The organism is Comamonas squillarum (assembly GCF_025309455.1).
GTDB lineage: Bacteria > Pseudomonadota > Gammaproteobacteria > Burkholderiales > Burkholderiaceae_C > Comamonas > Comamonas squillarum.
Genome location: NZ_CP104377.1, coordinates 2,035,186 through 2,050,629 on the forward strand (window position 1 = coordinate 2,035,186; position 15,444 = coordinate 2,050,629).

Consider the following 15,444-nt stretch of genomic DNA (forward strand, 5'->3'; position numbering starts at 1 on the left):
CTATAAATTCAGGGGATACGCGGTTTAGGCCGTCGTCAACACCGGCTGGTTGCGGCCCCGGCTCCAGAGGTAAATCCCCAGCAGCACCATCGGCAGGCTGAGCCACTGGCCCATGCTCAGGTTCAGCGACAGCAGGCCCAAAAAGTCATCGGGCTCGCGGAAGTACTCGGCAATAAAGCGCAGCAGGCCGTAGCCAATCAGAAAGACGCCAGCGACCTGGCCCTCGCCACGCGGCTTGCGCGAGTACAGCCACATCACCACGAACAGCAGCACGCCTTCGAGCAGGAACTGGTAGATCTGCGAGGGGTGGCGCGGCAGCATCGAGCCGCTTTGCGGAAATACCATGCCCCAGGGCAGATCGGGGCTTGAGAAGCGCCCCCAGAGCTCGCCATTGATGAAGTTGCCCACGCGGCCCGAGGCCAGGCCCAGCGGGATGCAGGGCGCGACAAAGTCGGCCACCTGCAGCCAGGGCCGGCCCTTGAGCTTGGCATACAGCACCATGGACACGATCACGCCCACCAGGCCGCCATGAAAGCTCATGCCGCCCTGCCAGACGGCCAAGATCTCCAGCGGGTGGCTGAGGTAGTAAGCGGGTTTGTAGAACAGGCAGTAGCCCAGGCGGCCGCCGACGATGACGCCCAGCACGCCATAGAACAGAATGTCCTCGACATCCTTGCGCTGCCAGCGCGTGGGCGTGGTGACCGAGGCAAAGGGCTGGTCCTTGAGGCGGCGTATGCCCAGGAACAAAAACAGGCCAAAGGCGACCAGATAGGTCAGTCCATACCAATGCACGGCCAGCGGGCCGAGCTTGATGGCAATCGGGTCAAATTGGGGATACATCAGCATGGCAGGCATTGTGCCGCAGTTCACGGCAGGCAGCGCCATCCCCAGTGGGAGCCACAGGACTTACCCGCACCCATGCGCATTCGATTACACAATCGATATCAAGCCATCACCCCAAAATTTACGTCAAATTAACCAAATAACTGCTACAAGACATTCAAAATGACCAAACAATAAACGTGTTTGCAATCAATATGACAGCAATTGCTGCTGGGCGCGCTATACTGCCTGCGGCGGCGGCAGTCCAGCCCCCGCTAGAATCTTCCATCCAGCTTCCATTCCACGCTATGACTTCCACCAGTGTTCCATTGACCGGTAGTATTGTTGCCCTGATCACCCCCCTGCATGCCGATGGCAGCGTGGACTATGCAAGCCTGCGAAAACTGATCGACTGGCATATCGCCGAAGGCACCAACTGCATCGGTGTGGTGGGCACCACGGGCGAGTCGCCCACGGTCACCGTCGAAGAGCACATGGAGATCATCCGCGTCTCCGTCGAGCAGGCCAACAAGCGCGTGCCCATCATGGCCGGCTGTGGCGCCAACTCGACCCACGAAGCCATCACGCTGGCCAAGTACGCCAAGAGCGTGGGCGCCGACAGCCAGCTGCAGGTCGTGCCCTACTACAACAAGCCGACCCAGGAAGGCCAGTTCCAGCACTTCAAGGCGATTGCCGAAGCGGTGGGCGACCTGCCCATCTTCCTCTACAACGTGCCGGGCCGCAGCGTGGCCGACATGCAGCACGACACGGTGCTGCGCCTGGCCGAAGTGCCCGGCATCGTCGGCATCAAGGAAGCGACCGGCAACATCGAGCGCGCCCAGTGGCTGATCAAGGATGCGCCAGCCGGCTTTGGCATCTACTCAGGCGATGACCCCACCGCCGTGGCCCTGATGCTGTGCGGCGGACACGGCAATGTCAGCGTCACCGCCAACGTCGCGCCACGCCTGATGAGCCAGCTATGCCAGGCGGCAATTGCCAAGGATGTTGGTCGGGCTATGGAAATTCAGAATAAACTGCTGCCGCTGCATAAAGCCCTCTTCTTGGAGGCCAACCCCATTCCGGTAAAGTGGGCGGCCAACAAGATGGGCCTGTGTGGCCCGACCCTGCGCCTGCCGATGACCGAGCTTTCCGCCGGTCTGCATGGCACGGTGGAAGCTGCAATGCGCGGAGCCTCCTTGCTCTAAAGCAACACCCGCGCGTTGCCTCTGTTAAGGATTTGAACGTGAATTCCCTCGCAAAACTCAGCGTGCTGAGCCTGTCTGTCACTTTGGCCGCTTGCGGTACCGGCAATATTCTCGAAGGCGACAAGATCGACTACAAGAGCGCCTCCAAGGGGCCAACGCTGGAAGTCCCCCCGGACCTGACCCAGCTGTCCAAGGACTCGCGCTATGTCGTGCCTGGCGGCACGGTCTCGGCTGCGGCCTACCAGGTGCAAAAGGATGCGGCCCCCAAGGGCACGGCCAACACCGCCGCGTCGCAGATTGGCGACGTGCAAATCGAGCGCGATGGCAACCAGCGCTGGCTGGTCATCGACCGCCCCGCAGACAAGGTCTGGGAGCCGGTCAAGGACTTCTGGCAGGAAAGCGGCTTTGCGCTGACCATCGAGCGCCCCGACATCGGCATCATGGAAACCGACTGGGCCGAAAACCGCGCCAAGCTGCCGCAGGATTTCATCCGCCGCTCCATTGGCAAGGTGTTTGACTCGATCTACTCGACCGGCGAGCAGGACAAGTTCCGCACCCGCATCGAGCGCCGCCCCGATGGCAAGACCGAAATCTACGTGAGCCACCGCGGCATGGAAGAGGTCTACTCCAACAAGGAAAAGGACAGCACTATCTGGCAGCCGCGCAAGGCCGATCCAGAGCTGGAAACCGAATTCCTGCGCCGCATCATGGTCAAGCTGGGCGTGAGCGAAGAGCAGTCCAAGGCGATTGCCGCAGCGCCGCTGGCCCCTGTGAGCACCTCCAAGATCGCGACCGCTGCCGATGGCTCGCCCGTGCTGCAGGTCAGCGATCCGTTTGACCGCACCTGGCGCCGTGTGGGCCTGGCGCTGGACCGCACGGGCTTTACCGTTGAGGACCGCGACCGCAGCCAGGGCGTGTACTTTGTGCGCTACATCGACCCGACCGATCTGAACAAGAAGCCCGACGGTTTCTTTGCCAAGATCTTCAACCGCAACCCGGATGCACCGGACCCGATCAAGTACCGCATCCAGGTCAAGAGCGAAGCCAACACCAGCAATGTCACCGTGCTCAACGAGAGCGGCAAGGCCGACACCTCGGCGAATGCCCAGCGCATTCTGAAGGTGCTGGCAGACGACATGAAGTGATGCGCTGCGCGGCCTGACCTGGCCGTGTACCGCAACACCCCCGAAGCCACTGCGCAGCCGCAGTGGCTTTTTTCATGGGCGCGGGCTATGGAATGGACTGTGGGCAGCCAAGGACATTGACTTCAGAGCCATGCCAGCGGCTGCTCGCAATGCACCCGCGCGCGCCAATAAAAAAGCCCGCGCAAAGCACGGGCTCGTTCATGCAAGTCTGCAGCGCAGGCCCGGCATCCACCAGGCCAGCGGCTCAGCGCTTACTTGCTCACCGATTCCTTGGCAGCGGTAGCGGCGTTGGCAGCAGCGTCAGCAGCCGACTTGGCAGCGTCTGCAGCAGCGGCGCCTGCGTCCTTGGCGGCTTCAGCAGCGTTGTGGGCTGCGTCCTTGGTCGCATCGACGGCATTGCCAGCAGCTTCCTTGGTAGCGTCGGCAGCCTTCGAAGCAGCAGCGCTGGCATCGGCAGCAGCGTCCTTGGCAGCGTCAGCTGCAGCGTTGGCGGCATCCTTGGCAGCTTCAACAGCAGGTGCCGGTGCAGGTGCTGGCGCTTCCACGGGCGCAGGTGCTGGTGCGGGCACAGCAGCTTCTTCCTTCTTGCCGCAAGCAGCCAGAGCAACAGCAGCCATCAACGATGCGATAACAAGGGATTTCTTCATTTGGATATTCCTAACGACGGTGGATTTTTGTGGAACGGGCCAGGGCAAACAGAACGCCCGGGCCAAGAGTGCGTAGCACAAAGTAATTAACGCCTGAGCGTCTGAAATGAATTATAGGGATTACCCGGTCTGGCTGACTATGCCAGGCGTATGTCTTTCGTTGCCGCGCAGCAACGAAAGACACGCTTGTCAACAATGGCCTACAAACCCAGCACCGTCGTGGCAAAGTCCGGCGTGCTGGCCGAGCGGATCCACTCCTGCAGGCGCTCGCCCAAGGGCACGATGGCGCTGCGCTCGGCACTGGCCACGCCCACGCAGCGCGCCGCATCGAGACGCTGCACGGCCCACTGGGGCGACCACAGCGCGCTGGGGACCTGCGCCTCGTCGCGGCTGAGCAGCCTGCGGCACTGCAGGCGGTGGTCCCAGGTCCTGCGCCATTGCACCCAGCGCGGGTGGCGCTGCACCATGCGGTCAAAGCGGTGGGCCAGCACCGTCATCTGCCCGCCCTGGCGCGCCCATTGGTGCAGCAACTCCACCGCATCGGCGCTGCCCCAGGGCCAGTCGGCAAAATCCAGGTCGGCGACGATGACCTGGCGCCAGCCCTGCACCGCGGCCTGCTGCAGAAAATGCAGCACCTGCGCATCGAACGCAGCCCGGCCCTCAAAACGGCCACTCAGGCCGCCTGCAGGCTGCGATGCTGCGGGGGCTGGGCTGGCGCTGGCCATCACTGCGGCACCGCGTGGGCCCAGCCGTCCTCGCACCACTGCGACAGCAGCTGCAAGGCATCGTCGCTGGCGCCGCTGATGTCGCGCCGGTCCAGGTGGCGGCCATCGGCGAGTTTCTTCATCAGGCTGAAGTCACGGCCTGCGGCGCGGTAGCTCTCGCCATTGATGAAGACATGGTGTTCGTCGTACACCATGCGGGTCTTGCGGTCCAGCGCCACGGCTTCGAGCATGGCGGGCGAGTCTTCGGGCTCGAACCAGACATTGGCCTTGGGCTCGGTCAGCGCCTCGCCCAGCGCACGGTCCAGCGCCAGCGGCTCGGCCAGGCGCTTTTCGATGGCCGCGCGGGCAAAGTCCAGCATCGCAGGCGGTATCGCGCCGGGCGCCTGCACCGCCGTCTGCTTGGGGTCCTGGTAGATTGGCGAGGCGGCCTTGGCGTTGACCTCGTCCATCTCGTCGCTCTCGGACATGCGCATCAGCAGCTCGCCGGCCAGCTCCTGCTGCGCGGGCGAGCGAAAGCCGATCGAGTAGGTCATGCACTCGCCTTCGGCCACACCGTCGTGCGCGTAGCGCGGCGGCAGGTACAGCATGTCGCCGGGCTCGAGCACATACTCCTCTTGCGCTTCAAACTCGGCCAGGATCTTGAGCGGAATGCCGTCCTTCAGCGCCAGGTTCTTTTGCTTGCCGATGCGCCAGCGGCGCTTGCCATGGGCCTGCAGCAAGAACACGTCATAGCTGTCGAAATGCGGGCCCACGCCGCCGCCATCGCTGGCGTAACTCACCATCAGGTCATCGAGGCGCGCGGCCGGCACAAAGGCGAAGCGCTGCAGCAGCGCATGGGCAGCATCGCTGTGCAGATCCAGGCCCTGCAGCAGCAAGGTCCATTCCGGCGTCTTGAGCGAGGGGATGGCACGGCGGCTGAAGGGCCCGTGCTTGACCGTCCACGCGCCCGCCTTGTGCTGGATCAGGCGCGACTCCACGCCCTCCTCGCCGGCCAGCGCAAACAGCTCGCTGCGCGGCAGCGGCAGCTGCAGGTCCTTCCAGTCGCTGACGGCGCCGCGCACCAGCAGTGGTTTTTTCTGCCAGTAACGGCGCATGAACTGGGCCGGGGAGATGCCCCCCAGCAGAGGCAGTGCTTGTTCGATTTGCATGGCTTTCTCGGTAATCCTCTGGGCGCCCGGGCCCAAACTGCGACAATTGTCCTATGGAAATCATTGATCAATGCGTGGTCGCACTGACCTGGACGCTGAAAGACACTTTGGGCGAGACCCTGGATGTGCTCGACGAGCCCGTGGAATTCCTGGTCGGAGGCCAGGATCTGCTGGCGCGCGTGGAGCAGGCGCTGCAAGGCCATACCGTCGGTAGCCGCGTGCAGCTGCACCTGGAGCCCGAAGATGCCTTTGGCGATTACGACGAAGAAAAAGTCTTTCTGGAATCGCGCGCGCTCTTCCCCGCCGATCTGGAAGAAGGCATGACCATCGAAGGCCATGCTCTGCCCCAGGGCACCAACCCCGATGCGCCGCGCGACATGATCTACACCGTCACCGAGCTCTACCCCGAGCATGTGGTGCTGGACGGCAACCACCCGCTGGCCGGCATCGCCATTCGCCTGGACATCCAGGTGGCTGCCGTGCGCGAGGCGACCGAAGAAGAGATCGGCACGGGCACCTGCGGCACCGGCTTTTTCCGCGTGCAACCCCAGGCGCCAGGCAATAACCTGCTGCACTGAGCACGGCGCTGGCTGCATCTGTCACCAGACCGCCAGCAAAACAACCCAAACCAAGGCCATCCATCCGCGATGGCCTTTTTATTGCATCTTAATTTCTGTCTTGACAGAAATAAATGAAGCCCTAGAATTCACCTATGCAAATGACCGACATCCAACAACAATTTGTGCTGCACTGGGGCGAGATGGGATCGCTGTGGGGCGTCAACCGCACGGTCTCGCAAATCCATGCGCTGCTGTTTGTGCTGGGCAAGCCGCTCAATGCCGAGCAGCTGAGCGAGACCTTGAATGTGGCGCGCTCCAATGTCAGCAACAGCTTGAAGGAGCTGCAATCCTGGCAGCTGGTGCGGGTGACGCATGTGCTGGGCGACCGGCGCGACTATTTCGAGACCAGTGTCGATGTCTGGGAGCTCCTCCGAACCATCGTGCGGGAGCGCAAGGAGCGGGAGTTCGACCCCACCACCCGCCTGCTGCAGTCCTTGGTCAACAGCCCCGACTTTGCCCGCGAAAGCCCCGATGGCCAGGACCGTATCCTGGCGACCTTGGAGCTGATGCAAAAGCTGGGCGCCTGGAGCGACGAGATGCTGCGGCTCTCGCCCGCCACGCTGGACAAGATCCTGACCTTGGGCGCGACCGTGCAGCGCTTTGTGCGTGGCACACCTGCCGCGCAGGAGCCCGAGGCGCTGAGCAAACCCTGAGACACAGCGGCCGCGCCCGACAGGCACCGGCCTTTTTTTGACCCATTTATTTCTGTTTTGACAGAAATATTGAAAGGACAGCATATGCCCCGCCGTGACAGTTTTGCCACCCAGTTTCCGCTGACGATCTACTACGACGCCAGCTGCCGCATGTGCAATGCCGAGATGCGCCATCTGATGCTGCGCAACCGCGCGGGCAAGCTCCTCTTTGTCGATGCCAGCACCGCCGATCTGAGCCAGGCCCCGGCCGACAAGGCCGCGCTGATGCAGTCCATCCATGGCGTGGGGGCCGACGGCCAGGTCTACACCGGCGTCGATTGCCTGACGCGCGCCTACCTGGGCGTGGGCTGGGACTGGGTGCCCCGGCTGGCCGGGCTGCCGCTGGTGGCCGGTGCACTGGACACGCTCTACCCGCTGCTGGCCCGCAACCGCTACCGCCTGCCGCTGGCCCCGATGGCCTGGGTACTGGAGCAGGGCCTGCAATGCACCGTACGGCGCCAGGCCCGGCAGGCCGCAGCGCGCAGCGAGGCCTGCGCACGCGGCAGCGATGCCTGCGACATCGACCGCCCGCGCTAAACGCGCTGCAACCCCCAACGCCCTTGACCATCAGGAGAGACCATGCATACCCCCAATGCTCCCCAACCCACCGTCCTGCTCTGCGGCGGCCAGGGCTTTATCGGCCAGGCGCTGGCGCGCCAGCTGCGCGCCCTGGGCCTGCGGGTTATCGCAGCCAGCAGGCGCTCGCAGCCGCCGCTGCAGTTTGGCAAGATGCAGCAGCCGTCCGATTGGCTGCCCTATCTGCAAGGCGTGGACATGGTCATCAACGCGGTGGGCAGCCTGCGCGACCAGCCCGGGCCCAACGGCGCATCATTGCAGGCGCTGCACCAGACCAGCCCGCAAGCGCTGTTCGATGCCTGCGCCCAGGCGGGCGTGCGGCGCGTGATGCAGCTCTCGGCCCTGGGGGTGGAGAGCAACGACACCGATTACGCCCGCACCAAGCGTGCGGCCGATGCCCATTTGCTGGCGCTGACCGCGCAGGGCCAGCTCGAAGGCATCGTCGTGCGGCCCAGCATCGTCATCGGCGCGCAAGGCGCCAGCACCCAGCTGTTCATGCGCCTGGCGCTGCTGCCGGTGCTGGTGCTGCCAGCGGTGATGCAGCAGCGCCTGATGCAGCCGGTCGCCGTTGACGAGTTGGCCGAGGTGATGGTGCGGCTGCTGCAATCGCCCACCACCGGCGTTGTGCTGCTGGGCGGGCCCCAGCGCCTCAGCATGGCGCAGATGATTGACAGCCTGCGCCAGCAAGCGGGCCGCAGCAAGGCGCTGCAGCTGCGCCTGCCCGGCTGGGCCACCCAGGCCAGTGCACGCCTGGGCGATGCAGTACCCACCAGCCCCTGGTGCAGTGTCTCACTGCAACTGGCATCGCTGGACAACTGCTGCGACCCCGCGCCAATGGCCCAGTGGCTGGGGCGTGCGCCCACCGATCCGGCGCAGATGCTGGCCCTGATCCGCAACCCGGCAGCCCACCCATCGCCCGAAAGCCGCGCATGACCACCCCGCCCCGCGCTCAGCCCATGCAGCAGCCCTTGCAGCTATTGCGCCTGAGCTTGGTCGCCGTCTGGCTTTGGACGGCCGCAGCCAGCTGGCTGCAGTGGCAGGGCGACAGCACCGCGCTCTTGGTAGCGGGCGGCATTGCTGATCCTCGCCTGCAAGCCTGGCTGATAGGCGGCGGCGCTGCGCTGGATCTGCTGCTGGGTCTGTGGCTGCTGTGCCGGCCCGGGCGCAGGGCCTATGCCGCATCGTTGGCAGCGATGCTGGCGATGACCCTGGCCGCCACCACCCTGCTGCCCAGCCTGTGGCTGCACCCGCTGGGCCCCTTGTCCAAGAACCTGCCGATTGCCGCTGCGCTGTGGCTGCTGTGGCAAAGCAGCGCCCGCGACGGACGGAGCCGATGATGAACACCTATTTGCTGCTCAAAACCCTGCATATCCTGTCGAGCGTGCTGATGGTCGGCACCGGCTTTGGCTCGGCGTTCTATATGTTCTTTGCCAACCGCAGCGGCAATGTGGCGGCCCAGGCGGTGGTCAGCCGCCTGGTGGTGCGGGCCGACTGGTGGTTCACGACGCCAGCGGTCATCATCCAGCCACTCAGCGGCTGGGCAATGATGGTGATGGCCGGCTGGCCCTGGCACACGCCCTGGCTGCTCTTGTCGATGGCACTGTATGTAGCGGCGGGCCTGTGCTGGCTGCCGGTGGTGGCCATGCAGATCCGCATGGCCCGCCTGGCCGCGAACGCCGATGCCCAAGGCCAGCCGCTGCCCGACGAATACCGCCGCCTGGCCGGGCGCTGGGAGGCGCTGGGCTACCCGGCCTTTGTGGCGATGCTGGGCGTGTACTACCTGATGGTCAACAAACCCACGCTTTGGAACTAGCGTTTTACAAACCCAGCGCGCGCAGATCAATGCGCCCGTCCCGCATCGGCGGGCACCAGTAGTAGGCATTGGTGACCGGGTTGGACATCTGGAACAGGCCGTCGGCAATGCCGTCTTCCTCGCCCGCCATGCGGCGCATCTGCGCCTCAAAGGCCTCAAAGCTGCGGCCAAAACCGGCAAAGATGGCGCCCACGGCGTCGCTGCCATCGGGCTGCACCTTCCACCAGGGCATATTGCGGCGCAGGATAAAGGCCTCGGGGCTGAAGCTCTCCTGCGCGGTGCGCTTGACGTGGGCCGACTCGGGCGCGTCGTCCAGCTCCTCGTTGTCGCTCAGGCGGCGGCCAATCATGTGGTCCTTTTGCAAGGCGCTCATGCGGGCAAAGGCGTCCATGTCATGCAGCCACTGCTGCACGGCAAAGTAGCTGCCGCCATCCAGCCCCGGGCCCATGCCATCGGCAATGGCGGCATGCACGGCGTCATCGTCCTGGGGGTTTTCGGTGCCGTCTTCATAGCCGGTCAGATCGCGCACCGCGTCCTTGCCGTTCCAGCCATGGCGGAAGCAATCGACCACCTTCTCGCGGCTGAAGGCCGGCGCCAGCAGCGCAGCGGCCTCGCGCGACAGACGCAGCACATCGCCCTGGTCATTGCCGCGCAGCCACAGGCACAGCGCATGGGGCGTCAGCGCCAGCGGGCCTTGGGGCCCGTTGATGGCCGGAAAATTGCGCAGGCCCGGCACCTGCACGCCCAGCAGATCGGCCACCGGCTGGCCAATGCAGACGACAGCCTGCTCGCCATCGGCCCATTGCTGCAGGCGCGCCAGCGCGGCGCGCACGGCCGGGGCGTCGCCCGAGAGTTTCCAGAGTTGGTAGCGGCTGGCAGCTGGCAGCGCCAGCAGGATTCCGGGTTGGTTCAAAGCGGTCATTATTTGGGGACGCGCAGCTGAGCCGCTGCGTCTTGGCGGTTGGATGGCAATCGGCTATTGTCGCGCAGCTGTCCTACAAACTCCGCGCTTGTCCGTTTGCATTGCCCAATCACCCCCATAGCTGTTGCGCTTGAGCCGCAGCTTGGCAGAATCTGTGCGATCAATGTCATTGCTGCCACATCGCGCTGCATGCACACTGTGCGCATGTCTCCATCCCGCACCACCGCCGCCCACAGCGCCCAGCCCGGCCACCACGTCATCTGCATTGCCTACCCGCGCGCGATGAGCCTGGACATCACCGGGCCCATGCAGGTGTTTGCCACCGCCAACGATGTGCGCCAGCGCCAGGGCCTGCCTGCCTTCTACCAGTTGGTCTTTGCCGGGCTGGAGGCCGGGCCGGTGACCTTGTCCTGCGGTTTGCAGACCATCGCCACCGAGGGCCTGGGCCAGCTGCGCCCGGGCGCCAACAGCACGGTGCTGGTGCCGGGGGGCGATGGCGTGGTCGATGTGCAGCACCACAGCGGCCTGCGCCAATGGCTGCAGCGCACGGCGCCCCAGGTGCAGCGCCTGGGCTCGGTGTGCTCGGGTGCGTTGATCCTGGCGCGCGCCGGCCTGCTCGATGGCCTGCCTGCCACCACCCACTGGTGCCGCCTGGCCGAGCTCGCGGCGATGGAGCGCCCCATCCAGGTCGATGGCGACCGGCTGCACACCTTTGATGCCAGCCATCCGCAGCAGCGCCATATCTTCACATCGGCGGGGGTGACCTCGGGCATCGACCTGGCGCTGAGCCTCGTCGAAGCCGACCTGGGCCGCAGCATGGCGCTGGCCGTCGCCCGCCACCTGGTGATGTTTGTGCGCCGGCCCGGCGGCCAGGCGCAGTTCAGCCCACTGCTGGCAGCCGAGACCACGCAGGCGCCGCGCCTGGCTGGCCTGCTTGAATGGATTCCCGGCCACCTGGGCGAGCGCCTGGGTGTGGAGCAGCTGGCCGCGCAGGCCTGCCTGCCGCCGCGCACCTTGGCGCGGGTGTTCCAGCAAGAGCTGGGCACCACGCCGGCCCGCTATGTGGAACGGGTGCGGCTGCAGGCCGCCACCACCTTGCTCAGCCAGCGTCAGGCCTCCGTCTCCACGGTGGCGCAGCTGTGCGGCTTTGGCCACCCGGAAAACCTGCGCCGCAGCTTTCACAAGACCTTGGCCGTCAGCCCCCAGGCCTTTGCCGAGCGCTTTGGCGTGGGTTAACCAGCGCCCGCCACTAAGCGGCTGAATCCTCCCGCCCAAACCATGCGATCCGGACAGCCGATGCTGCCCGGCAGCACCCACACGCCCCGTTATTCCCAAATCACCGCCCATGCTGCTCCAACGCCATCCCCAACTGCTCACCCTCAGCATCGCGCAAGCGCTGTACTGGTCCTGCTCCATCATCGGCATCGCCCTCACTGGCCTCGTGGGCCGGCAGCTGGCGCCCTGGCCGGTGCTGGCCACGGTGCCGCTGACCTTGCTGGTGGCGGGCAATCTGCTGTCGATTGTCCCACTGGCCCGTTGGATGCAGCGGCATGGCCGCGCCCGGGGCCTGCAGGGTGGCGCACTGCTGGGGGTCGCAGCGGGGCTGCTGGCGGCCTGGGCGGTGGTGCAGGCGAGCTTTGGGCTGTTTTGCCTGGCAATGCTGCTGCTGGGTGGCTACCAGGCCTCGGCCGGTTTTTACCGTTTCACCGCGCTGGACGGCATGCCGGCCGAGCACAGCGGCCGTGCCGCAGCCTGGGTGCTGGCAGGGGGCATGGCGGCCGCCCTGCTCGCCCCCAGCCTGGCCATCCACACCGCAGGCGCCCTGGCCACACCGCTGGCCGGCGCCTACCTGGCGATTGCGGTGCTCGCCTTGCTGGCCTGCGCGCTGCTGCAATGCCTGCCGCCACGCCTGCACCTGCCGATGCAGGCCAAGGCTGCTGGCCAGCCCGCCATCTCGCGGCGCCAGTTGTGGCAGCGCCCTGCGCTGCGCCAGGCCATTGTGCTGAGCGCCTGCGGCCATGGGCTGATGGTGCTGGTGATGAACGCCACCCCGCTGGCCATGCATGGCGCGGGCCACTCGCTGGCCAGCTCCACCCAGGTGATCCAGTGGCATGTGCTGGGCATGTTTGCGCCGTCCTTGTTTGCGGGCCGCGCGGTGGACCGCTTTGGCGCGCGGCGCCTGGCCTGGCTGGGCGCGGCGCTGCTGGCCGCCAGCGCAGGCGTGGCGCTGATCGGCACGGAATTTGTACCGTTCCTGCTCAGCTCCTTGCTGCTGGGCGCCGGCTGGAACCTGATGATCCTCGCCGGCACCAGCTTGCTGAACCAGGCCTGCAGCCCCGAGGAGCGCCCCCAGGCCCAGCCGATGATGGAGTGGAGCAACAACGGCAGCGCCGCACTGATGTCGCTCAGCTGCGGCGTGCTGATCCAGACCCTGGGCTGGCAGGCCGTGAATGTGGCAATGCTATTGACCCTGGCGCTGCTGGCCTGGCAAGGCAGCCGCTCGGCCTGGGCGGCGCGGGCGCGGGCCTAGATCACCGAATGCTTGAAGCAGGCGTGCGTGCCAGGCGCTCACGCCAGATGCGCTCCACCCAGGGGGCAAATCCGCCGTCCACGGCGGTGAGCAAGGGCAGGCGCGTGGCGGTCAAAGCGTCTGCCAATGCAGGGGACCAACTTGGGCTGCCCCACAGTGCTTGCAAAGAAGCAGCCAGCACCCACTCCTGGCCCCAAAAGTACAGTTGCGTCGCTTGCACATTTGCCTGCATCTGCCGCACTTCGGCCAGCGCCTGGGGCTCGGCCAGTTGCAGCCAGATATCGGCATACAGAAAGTCCACCGGCTGCTGCGGCGCCGGGCGCCACTGCAGCGCATCGGCTTGCACAATATGAATCTTGGCGGCGACATCTGCCTGCAAGCCTTCCAGCACCTGCATACGCTGGAACAGCGCGATCACCTCTGGATCACGCTCGACCACGGTGACCCGCTCCACGGACGGGTTCAGCGCTATATTGGCCGTCACCCATCCCATCCCCAGGCCCATGACCACCGTGTGGCCATGCGCATGGCGGCAGGCCAGCTCCTGGCTCTCGATCTCGAAAGGCGACAGCGACATCCACGTATCCCAGCCGCCTTGTGCGTTCTGGCGCAACAGCGCGGTAGAGCCCGCATAGACGCAGCTGCCGCTGTAGTAACCCCTGTCCAGCCCCATGCCGCCGCGCAGCAGCCGCCAGGCGCCCTGCTCGCCCAACTCGTACTGCGGCATATGCCAGGGAGTCTGGAACACCGGCACGCCCAGCGCCTGGGCCAGCACATGGATATCCAGGCCACCGACCACCAAGCCTTCACCTGGCTGGGAGTTGGCGGTCAACGACTGCATGGGCGCTGAGGGCATGAATGGTCCAAAGGGAAAAGGCAGAAACCGCCAGTGTAAAAGCACAAGGCCCGCAGTCATGCGGGCCCTGGAACGGTCAAGTGCGTCTGGCTGGCGCTTACAGATTGCCGACCATATGCTCGGGCACGACCCACTGGTCAAACTGCTCGGCGGTCACATGGCCGCTGGCCACGGCCGCATCGCGCAGGCTGCTGCCTTCCTTGTGCGCCTTCTTCGCAATATAGGCCGCCTTGTCGTAGCCGATATGGGTGTTCAGGGCGGTCACCAGCATCAGCGAGCGGCTGACCAGCTCGGTGATGCGCTCGCGGTTGGGCTCGATGCCCACGGCGCAGTGGTCGTTGAAGCTTACCATGCCATCGGCCAGCAGGCGCACGCTTTGCAGGAAGTTGTGCGCCACCATGGGGCGGAACACGTTGAGCTCAAAGTTGCCCGAGGCACCGCCCACGTTGATCGCCGCGTCATTGCCAAACACCTGGGCGCAGAGCATGGTCATCGCTTCGCACTGCGTGGGGTTGACCTTGCCCGGCATGATCGACGAGCCCGGCTCGTTCTCGGGGATGGAGATCTCGCCCAGGCCGCTGCGCGGGCCCGATGCCAGCCAGCGCACATCGTTGGCGATCTTCATCAGGCTGGCGGCCAGCGTCTTGAGGGCGCCATGGCCAAACACCAGCGCGTCGCAGGAACCCAGCGATTCGAACTTGTTGGGCGAGGTGATGAAGGGGTAGCCGGTCAGCTTGGCCAGCTCTTGGGCCACACCCTCGGCATAGCCCTTGGGGGCGTTGAGGCCCGTGCCCACAGCCGTGCCGCCCAGCGCCAGTTCATACAAATGGGGCAGCGCCGACTTGATGTGCTTGGCGCCGTGTTCGAGCTGGGCCACCCAGCCGGAGATCTCCTGGCCCAGGGTCAGCGGCGTCGCATCCTGCAAATGGGTGCGGCCGATCTTGACGATGTCGTTGAAGGCCTCGCTCTTGGCCTGCAGGGTGCGGCGCAGCTTTTCCAGCGCGGGCAGCAGCTTGCGCTCGATGGCGGTGACGGCGGCCACATGCATGGCGGTGGGGTAGACGTCGTTGCTGGACTGGCTTTTGTTCACCTCGTCATTGGGGTGCACCAGGCGCGACTCACCGCGCTCGCCGCCCAGCAGCTCGCTGGCGCGGTTGGCCAGCACTTCGTTGACGTTCATATTGGTCTGCGTGCCCGAGCCGGTCTGCCAGACCACCAGCGGGAACTCATCGGGGTGCTGGCCGGCAATCACCTCGTCGGCCGCCGCATTGATGGCCTTGGCCTTCTTCTCGTCGAGCAGGCCCAGCGCGTGGTTGACGGTGGCACTGGCCTTTTTCACCTGCGCCAGCGCGTGGATGATCTCGCCGGGCTGCTTCTCGCCGCTGATGTCAAAGTTCTGCAGCGAGCGCTGCGTCTGGGCACCCCAGAGTTTGTCGGCCGGCACGTCGATCAGGCCGAAGGTGTCTTTTTCCTGGCGGGTAGCTGTCATGTCTGGATCACTCCTTGTATCTCAACAATTGCAACGCGGCTCGTCTGGCTGGTAAGCATGTGGCTGGTGGGCCGCAGGATTCGTAAATAGGATGCCGCCCGCTTTGCGGCAAAGCGGGCGCAGCATCGCATCCTAACGCAGGCAATGACAGCCGTTCTCATCTGCATCAAGCAGCCATACTGGGCGCATGCTCTTGCACCATCTCGACACCTGAGTCTTCTAGAAGACTTATCGGGCATTTGCCACCACCGGCC

16 protein-coding genes and 1 pseudogene are annotated in these 15,444 nt (G+C 65.4%); 10 read left to right on the forward strand and 7 right to left on the reverse strand.

Annotation, left to right across the window (positions count from 1 at the left end):
• Window positions 1-24: 24 nt before the first annotated feature.
• On the reverse strand, window positions 25-855 hold the full coding sequence (gene lgt, locus N4T19_RS09520) for a prolipoprotein diacylglyceryl transferase (RefSeq protein WP_116925992.1): 831 nt from the start codon (window positions 853-855) through the stop codon (window positions 25-27).
• Between the two features lie 275 nt (window positions 856-1,130).
• Between lgt and dapA the strand changes: the two genes are divergently transcribed.
• Window positions 1,131-2,027 carry a 4-hydroxy-tetrahydrodipicolinate synthase gene (gene dapA, locus N4T19_RS09525; protein ID WP_116925824.1) on the forward strand — a complete coding sequence of 299 codons (897 nt, stop codon included), beginning with the start codon at window positions 1,131-1,133 and terminating at the stop codon, window positions 2,025-2,027.
• A gap of 38 nt (window positions 2,028-2,065) precedes the next feature.
• Window positions 2,066-3,172 (forward strand): outer membrane protein assembly factor BamC, encoded by a 1,107-nt coding sequence (gene bamC / locus N4T19_RS09530; protein WP_116925991.1) that lies wholly within the window; start codon window positions 2,066-2,068, stop codon window positions 3,170-3,172.
• 433 nt (window positions 3,173-3,605) lie between these two features.
• On the opposite strand, the pseudogene N4T19_RS23345 reads toward bamC, so the two are convergent.
• From N4T19_RS23345 to N4T19_RS09545, 3 genes and pseudogenes are all read right to left on the reverse strand, one after another.
• Window positions 3,606-3,819, reverse strand: a pseudogene (locus N4T19_RS23345) (hypothetical protein); the annotation flags it as partial.
• 200 nt (window positions 3,820-4,019) lie between these two features.
• Window positions 4,020-4,544 (reverse strand): hypothetical protein, encoded by a 525-nt coding sequence (locus N4T19_RS09540; RefSeq protein ID WP_260720036.1) that lies wholly within the window; start codon window positions 4,542-4,544, stop codon window positions 4,020-4,022.
• Window positions 4,544-5,692 (reverse strand): cupin domain-containing protein, encoded by a 1,149-nt coding sequence (locus N4T19_RS09545; protein WP_260720038.1) that lies wholly within the window; start codon window positions 5,690-5,692, stop codon window positions 4,544-4,546. The genes N4T19_RS09540 and N4T19_RS09545 overlap by 1 nt, the downstream gene beginning before the upstream one ends.
• Window positions 5,693-5,745: 53 nt before the next feature.
• On the opposite strand from N4T19_RS09545, the gene N4T19_RS09550 reads away from it, so the two are divergent.
• From N4T19_RS09550 to N4T19_RS09575, 6 genes are all read left to right on the forward strand, one after another.
• Entirely contained in the window at window positions 5,746-6,270 is a 525-nt protein-coding gene (locus N4T19_RS09550) for an FKBP-type peptidyl-prolyl cis-trans isomerase (protein ID WP_021027081.1), read from the forward strand.
• Window positions 6,271-6,404: 134 nt separating this feature from the next.
• Window positions 6,405-6,965, forward strand: coding sequence for a GbsR/MarR family transcriptional regulator (locus tag N4T19_RS09555; protein WP_116925821.1), 561 nt, complete (start codon window positions 6,405-6,407; stop codon window positions 6,963-6,965).
• An 84-nt stretch (window positions 6,966-7,049) separates the two neighbouring features.
• Window positions 7,050-7,541: a thiol-disulfide oxidoreductase DCC family protein gene (locus tag N4T19_RS09560; RefSeq protein ID WP_182342967.1), complete on the forward strand. Its 492-nt coding sequence runs from the start codon at window positions 7,050-7,052 to the stop codon at window positions 7,539-7,541.
• Window positions 7,542-7,583: 42 nt separating this feature from the next.
• Window positions 7,584-8,513, forward strand: coding sequence for an NAD-dependent epimerase/dehydratase family protein (locus tag N4T19_RS09565; RefSeq protein ID WP_260720041.1), 930 nt, complete (start codon window positions 7,584-7,586; stop codon window positions 8,511-8,513).
• Window positions 8,510-8,917 carry a DoxX-like family protein gene (locus N4T19_RS09570; protein ID WP_182342971.1) on the forward strand — a complete coding sequence of 136 codons (408 nt, stop codon included), beginning with the start codon at window positions 8,510-8,512 and terminating at the stop codon, window positions 8,915-8,917. Before N4T19_RS09565 ends, N4T19_RS09570 begins: the two co-directional genes overlap by 4 nt.
• Window positions 8,917-9,393 (forward strand): DUF2269 family protein, encoded by a 477-nt coding sequence (locus tag N4T19_RS09575; protein ID WP_260720043.1) that lies wholly within the window; start codon window positions 8,917-8,919, stop codon window positions 9,391-9,393. The genes N4T19_RS09570 and N4T19_RS09575 overlap by 1 nt, the downstream gene beginning before the upstream one ends.
• Before the next feature lie 4 nt (window positions 9,394-9,397).
• On the opposite strand, the gene N4T19_RS09580 is transcribed toward N4T19_RS09575, so the two are convergent.
• Window positions 9,398-10,315 carry a Dyp-type peroxidase gene (locus N4T19_RS09580; RefSeq protein ID WP_116925817.1) on the reverse strand — a complete coding sequence of 306 codons (918 nt, stop codon included), beginning with the start codon at window positions 10,313-10,315 and terminating at the stop codon, window positions 9,398-9,400.
• 204 nt (window positions 10,316-10,519) lie between these two features.
• Between N4T19_RS09580 and N4T19_RS23270 the strand changes: the two genes are divergently transcribed.
• Together N4T19_RS23270 and N4T19_RS09595 are read left to right on the forward strand one after the other, a co-directional pair.
• Window positions 10,520-11,551, forward strand: coding sequence for a GlxA family transcriptional regulator (locus tag N4T19_RS23270; protein ID WP_182342975.1), 1,032 nt, complete (start codon window positions 10,520-10,522; stop codon window positions 11,549-11,551).
• Window positions 11,552-11,660: 109 nt separating this feature from the next.
• Window positions 11,661-12,845: an MFS transporter gene (locus N4T19_RS09595; RefSeq protein WP_260720046.1), complete on the forward strand. Its 1,185-nt coding sequence runs from the start codon at window positions 11,661-11,663 to the stop codon at window positions 12,843-12,845.
• A gap of 1 nt (window position 12,846) precedes the next feature.
• Here N4T19_RS09595 and N4T19_RS09600 read toward each other — a convergent pair whose 3' ends face one another.
• Together N4T19_RS09600 and fumC are read right to left on the reverse strand one after the other, a co-directional pair.
• A complete protein-coding gene (locus N4T19_RS09600) occupies window positions 12,847-13,701 on the reverse strand; it encodes a hypothetical protein (protein ID WP_260720048.1) in 855 nt (284 codons plus the stop codon).
• Between the two features lie 97 nt (window positions 13,702-13,798).
• On the reverse strand, window positions 13,799-15,190 hold the full coding sequence (fumC, locus tag N4T19_RS09605) for a class II fumarate hydratase (protein WP_116925816.1): 1,392 nt from the start codon (window positions 15,188-15,190) through the stop codon (window positions 13,799-13,801).
• Window positions 15,191-15,444: the final 254 nt, after the last annotated feature.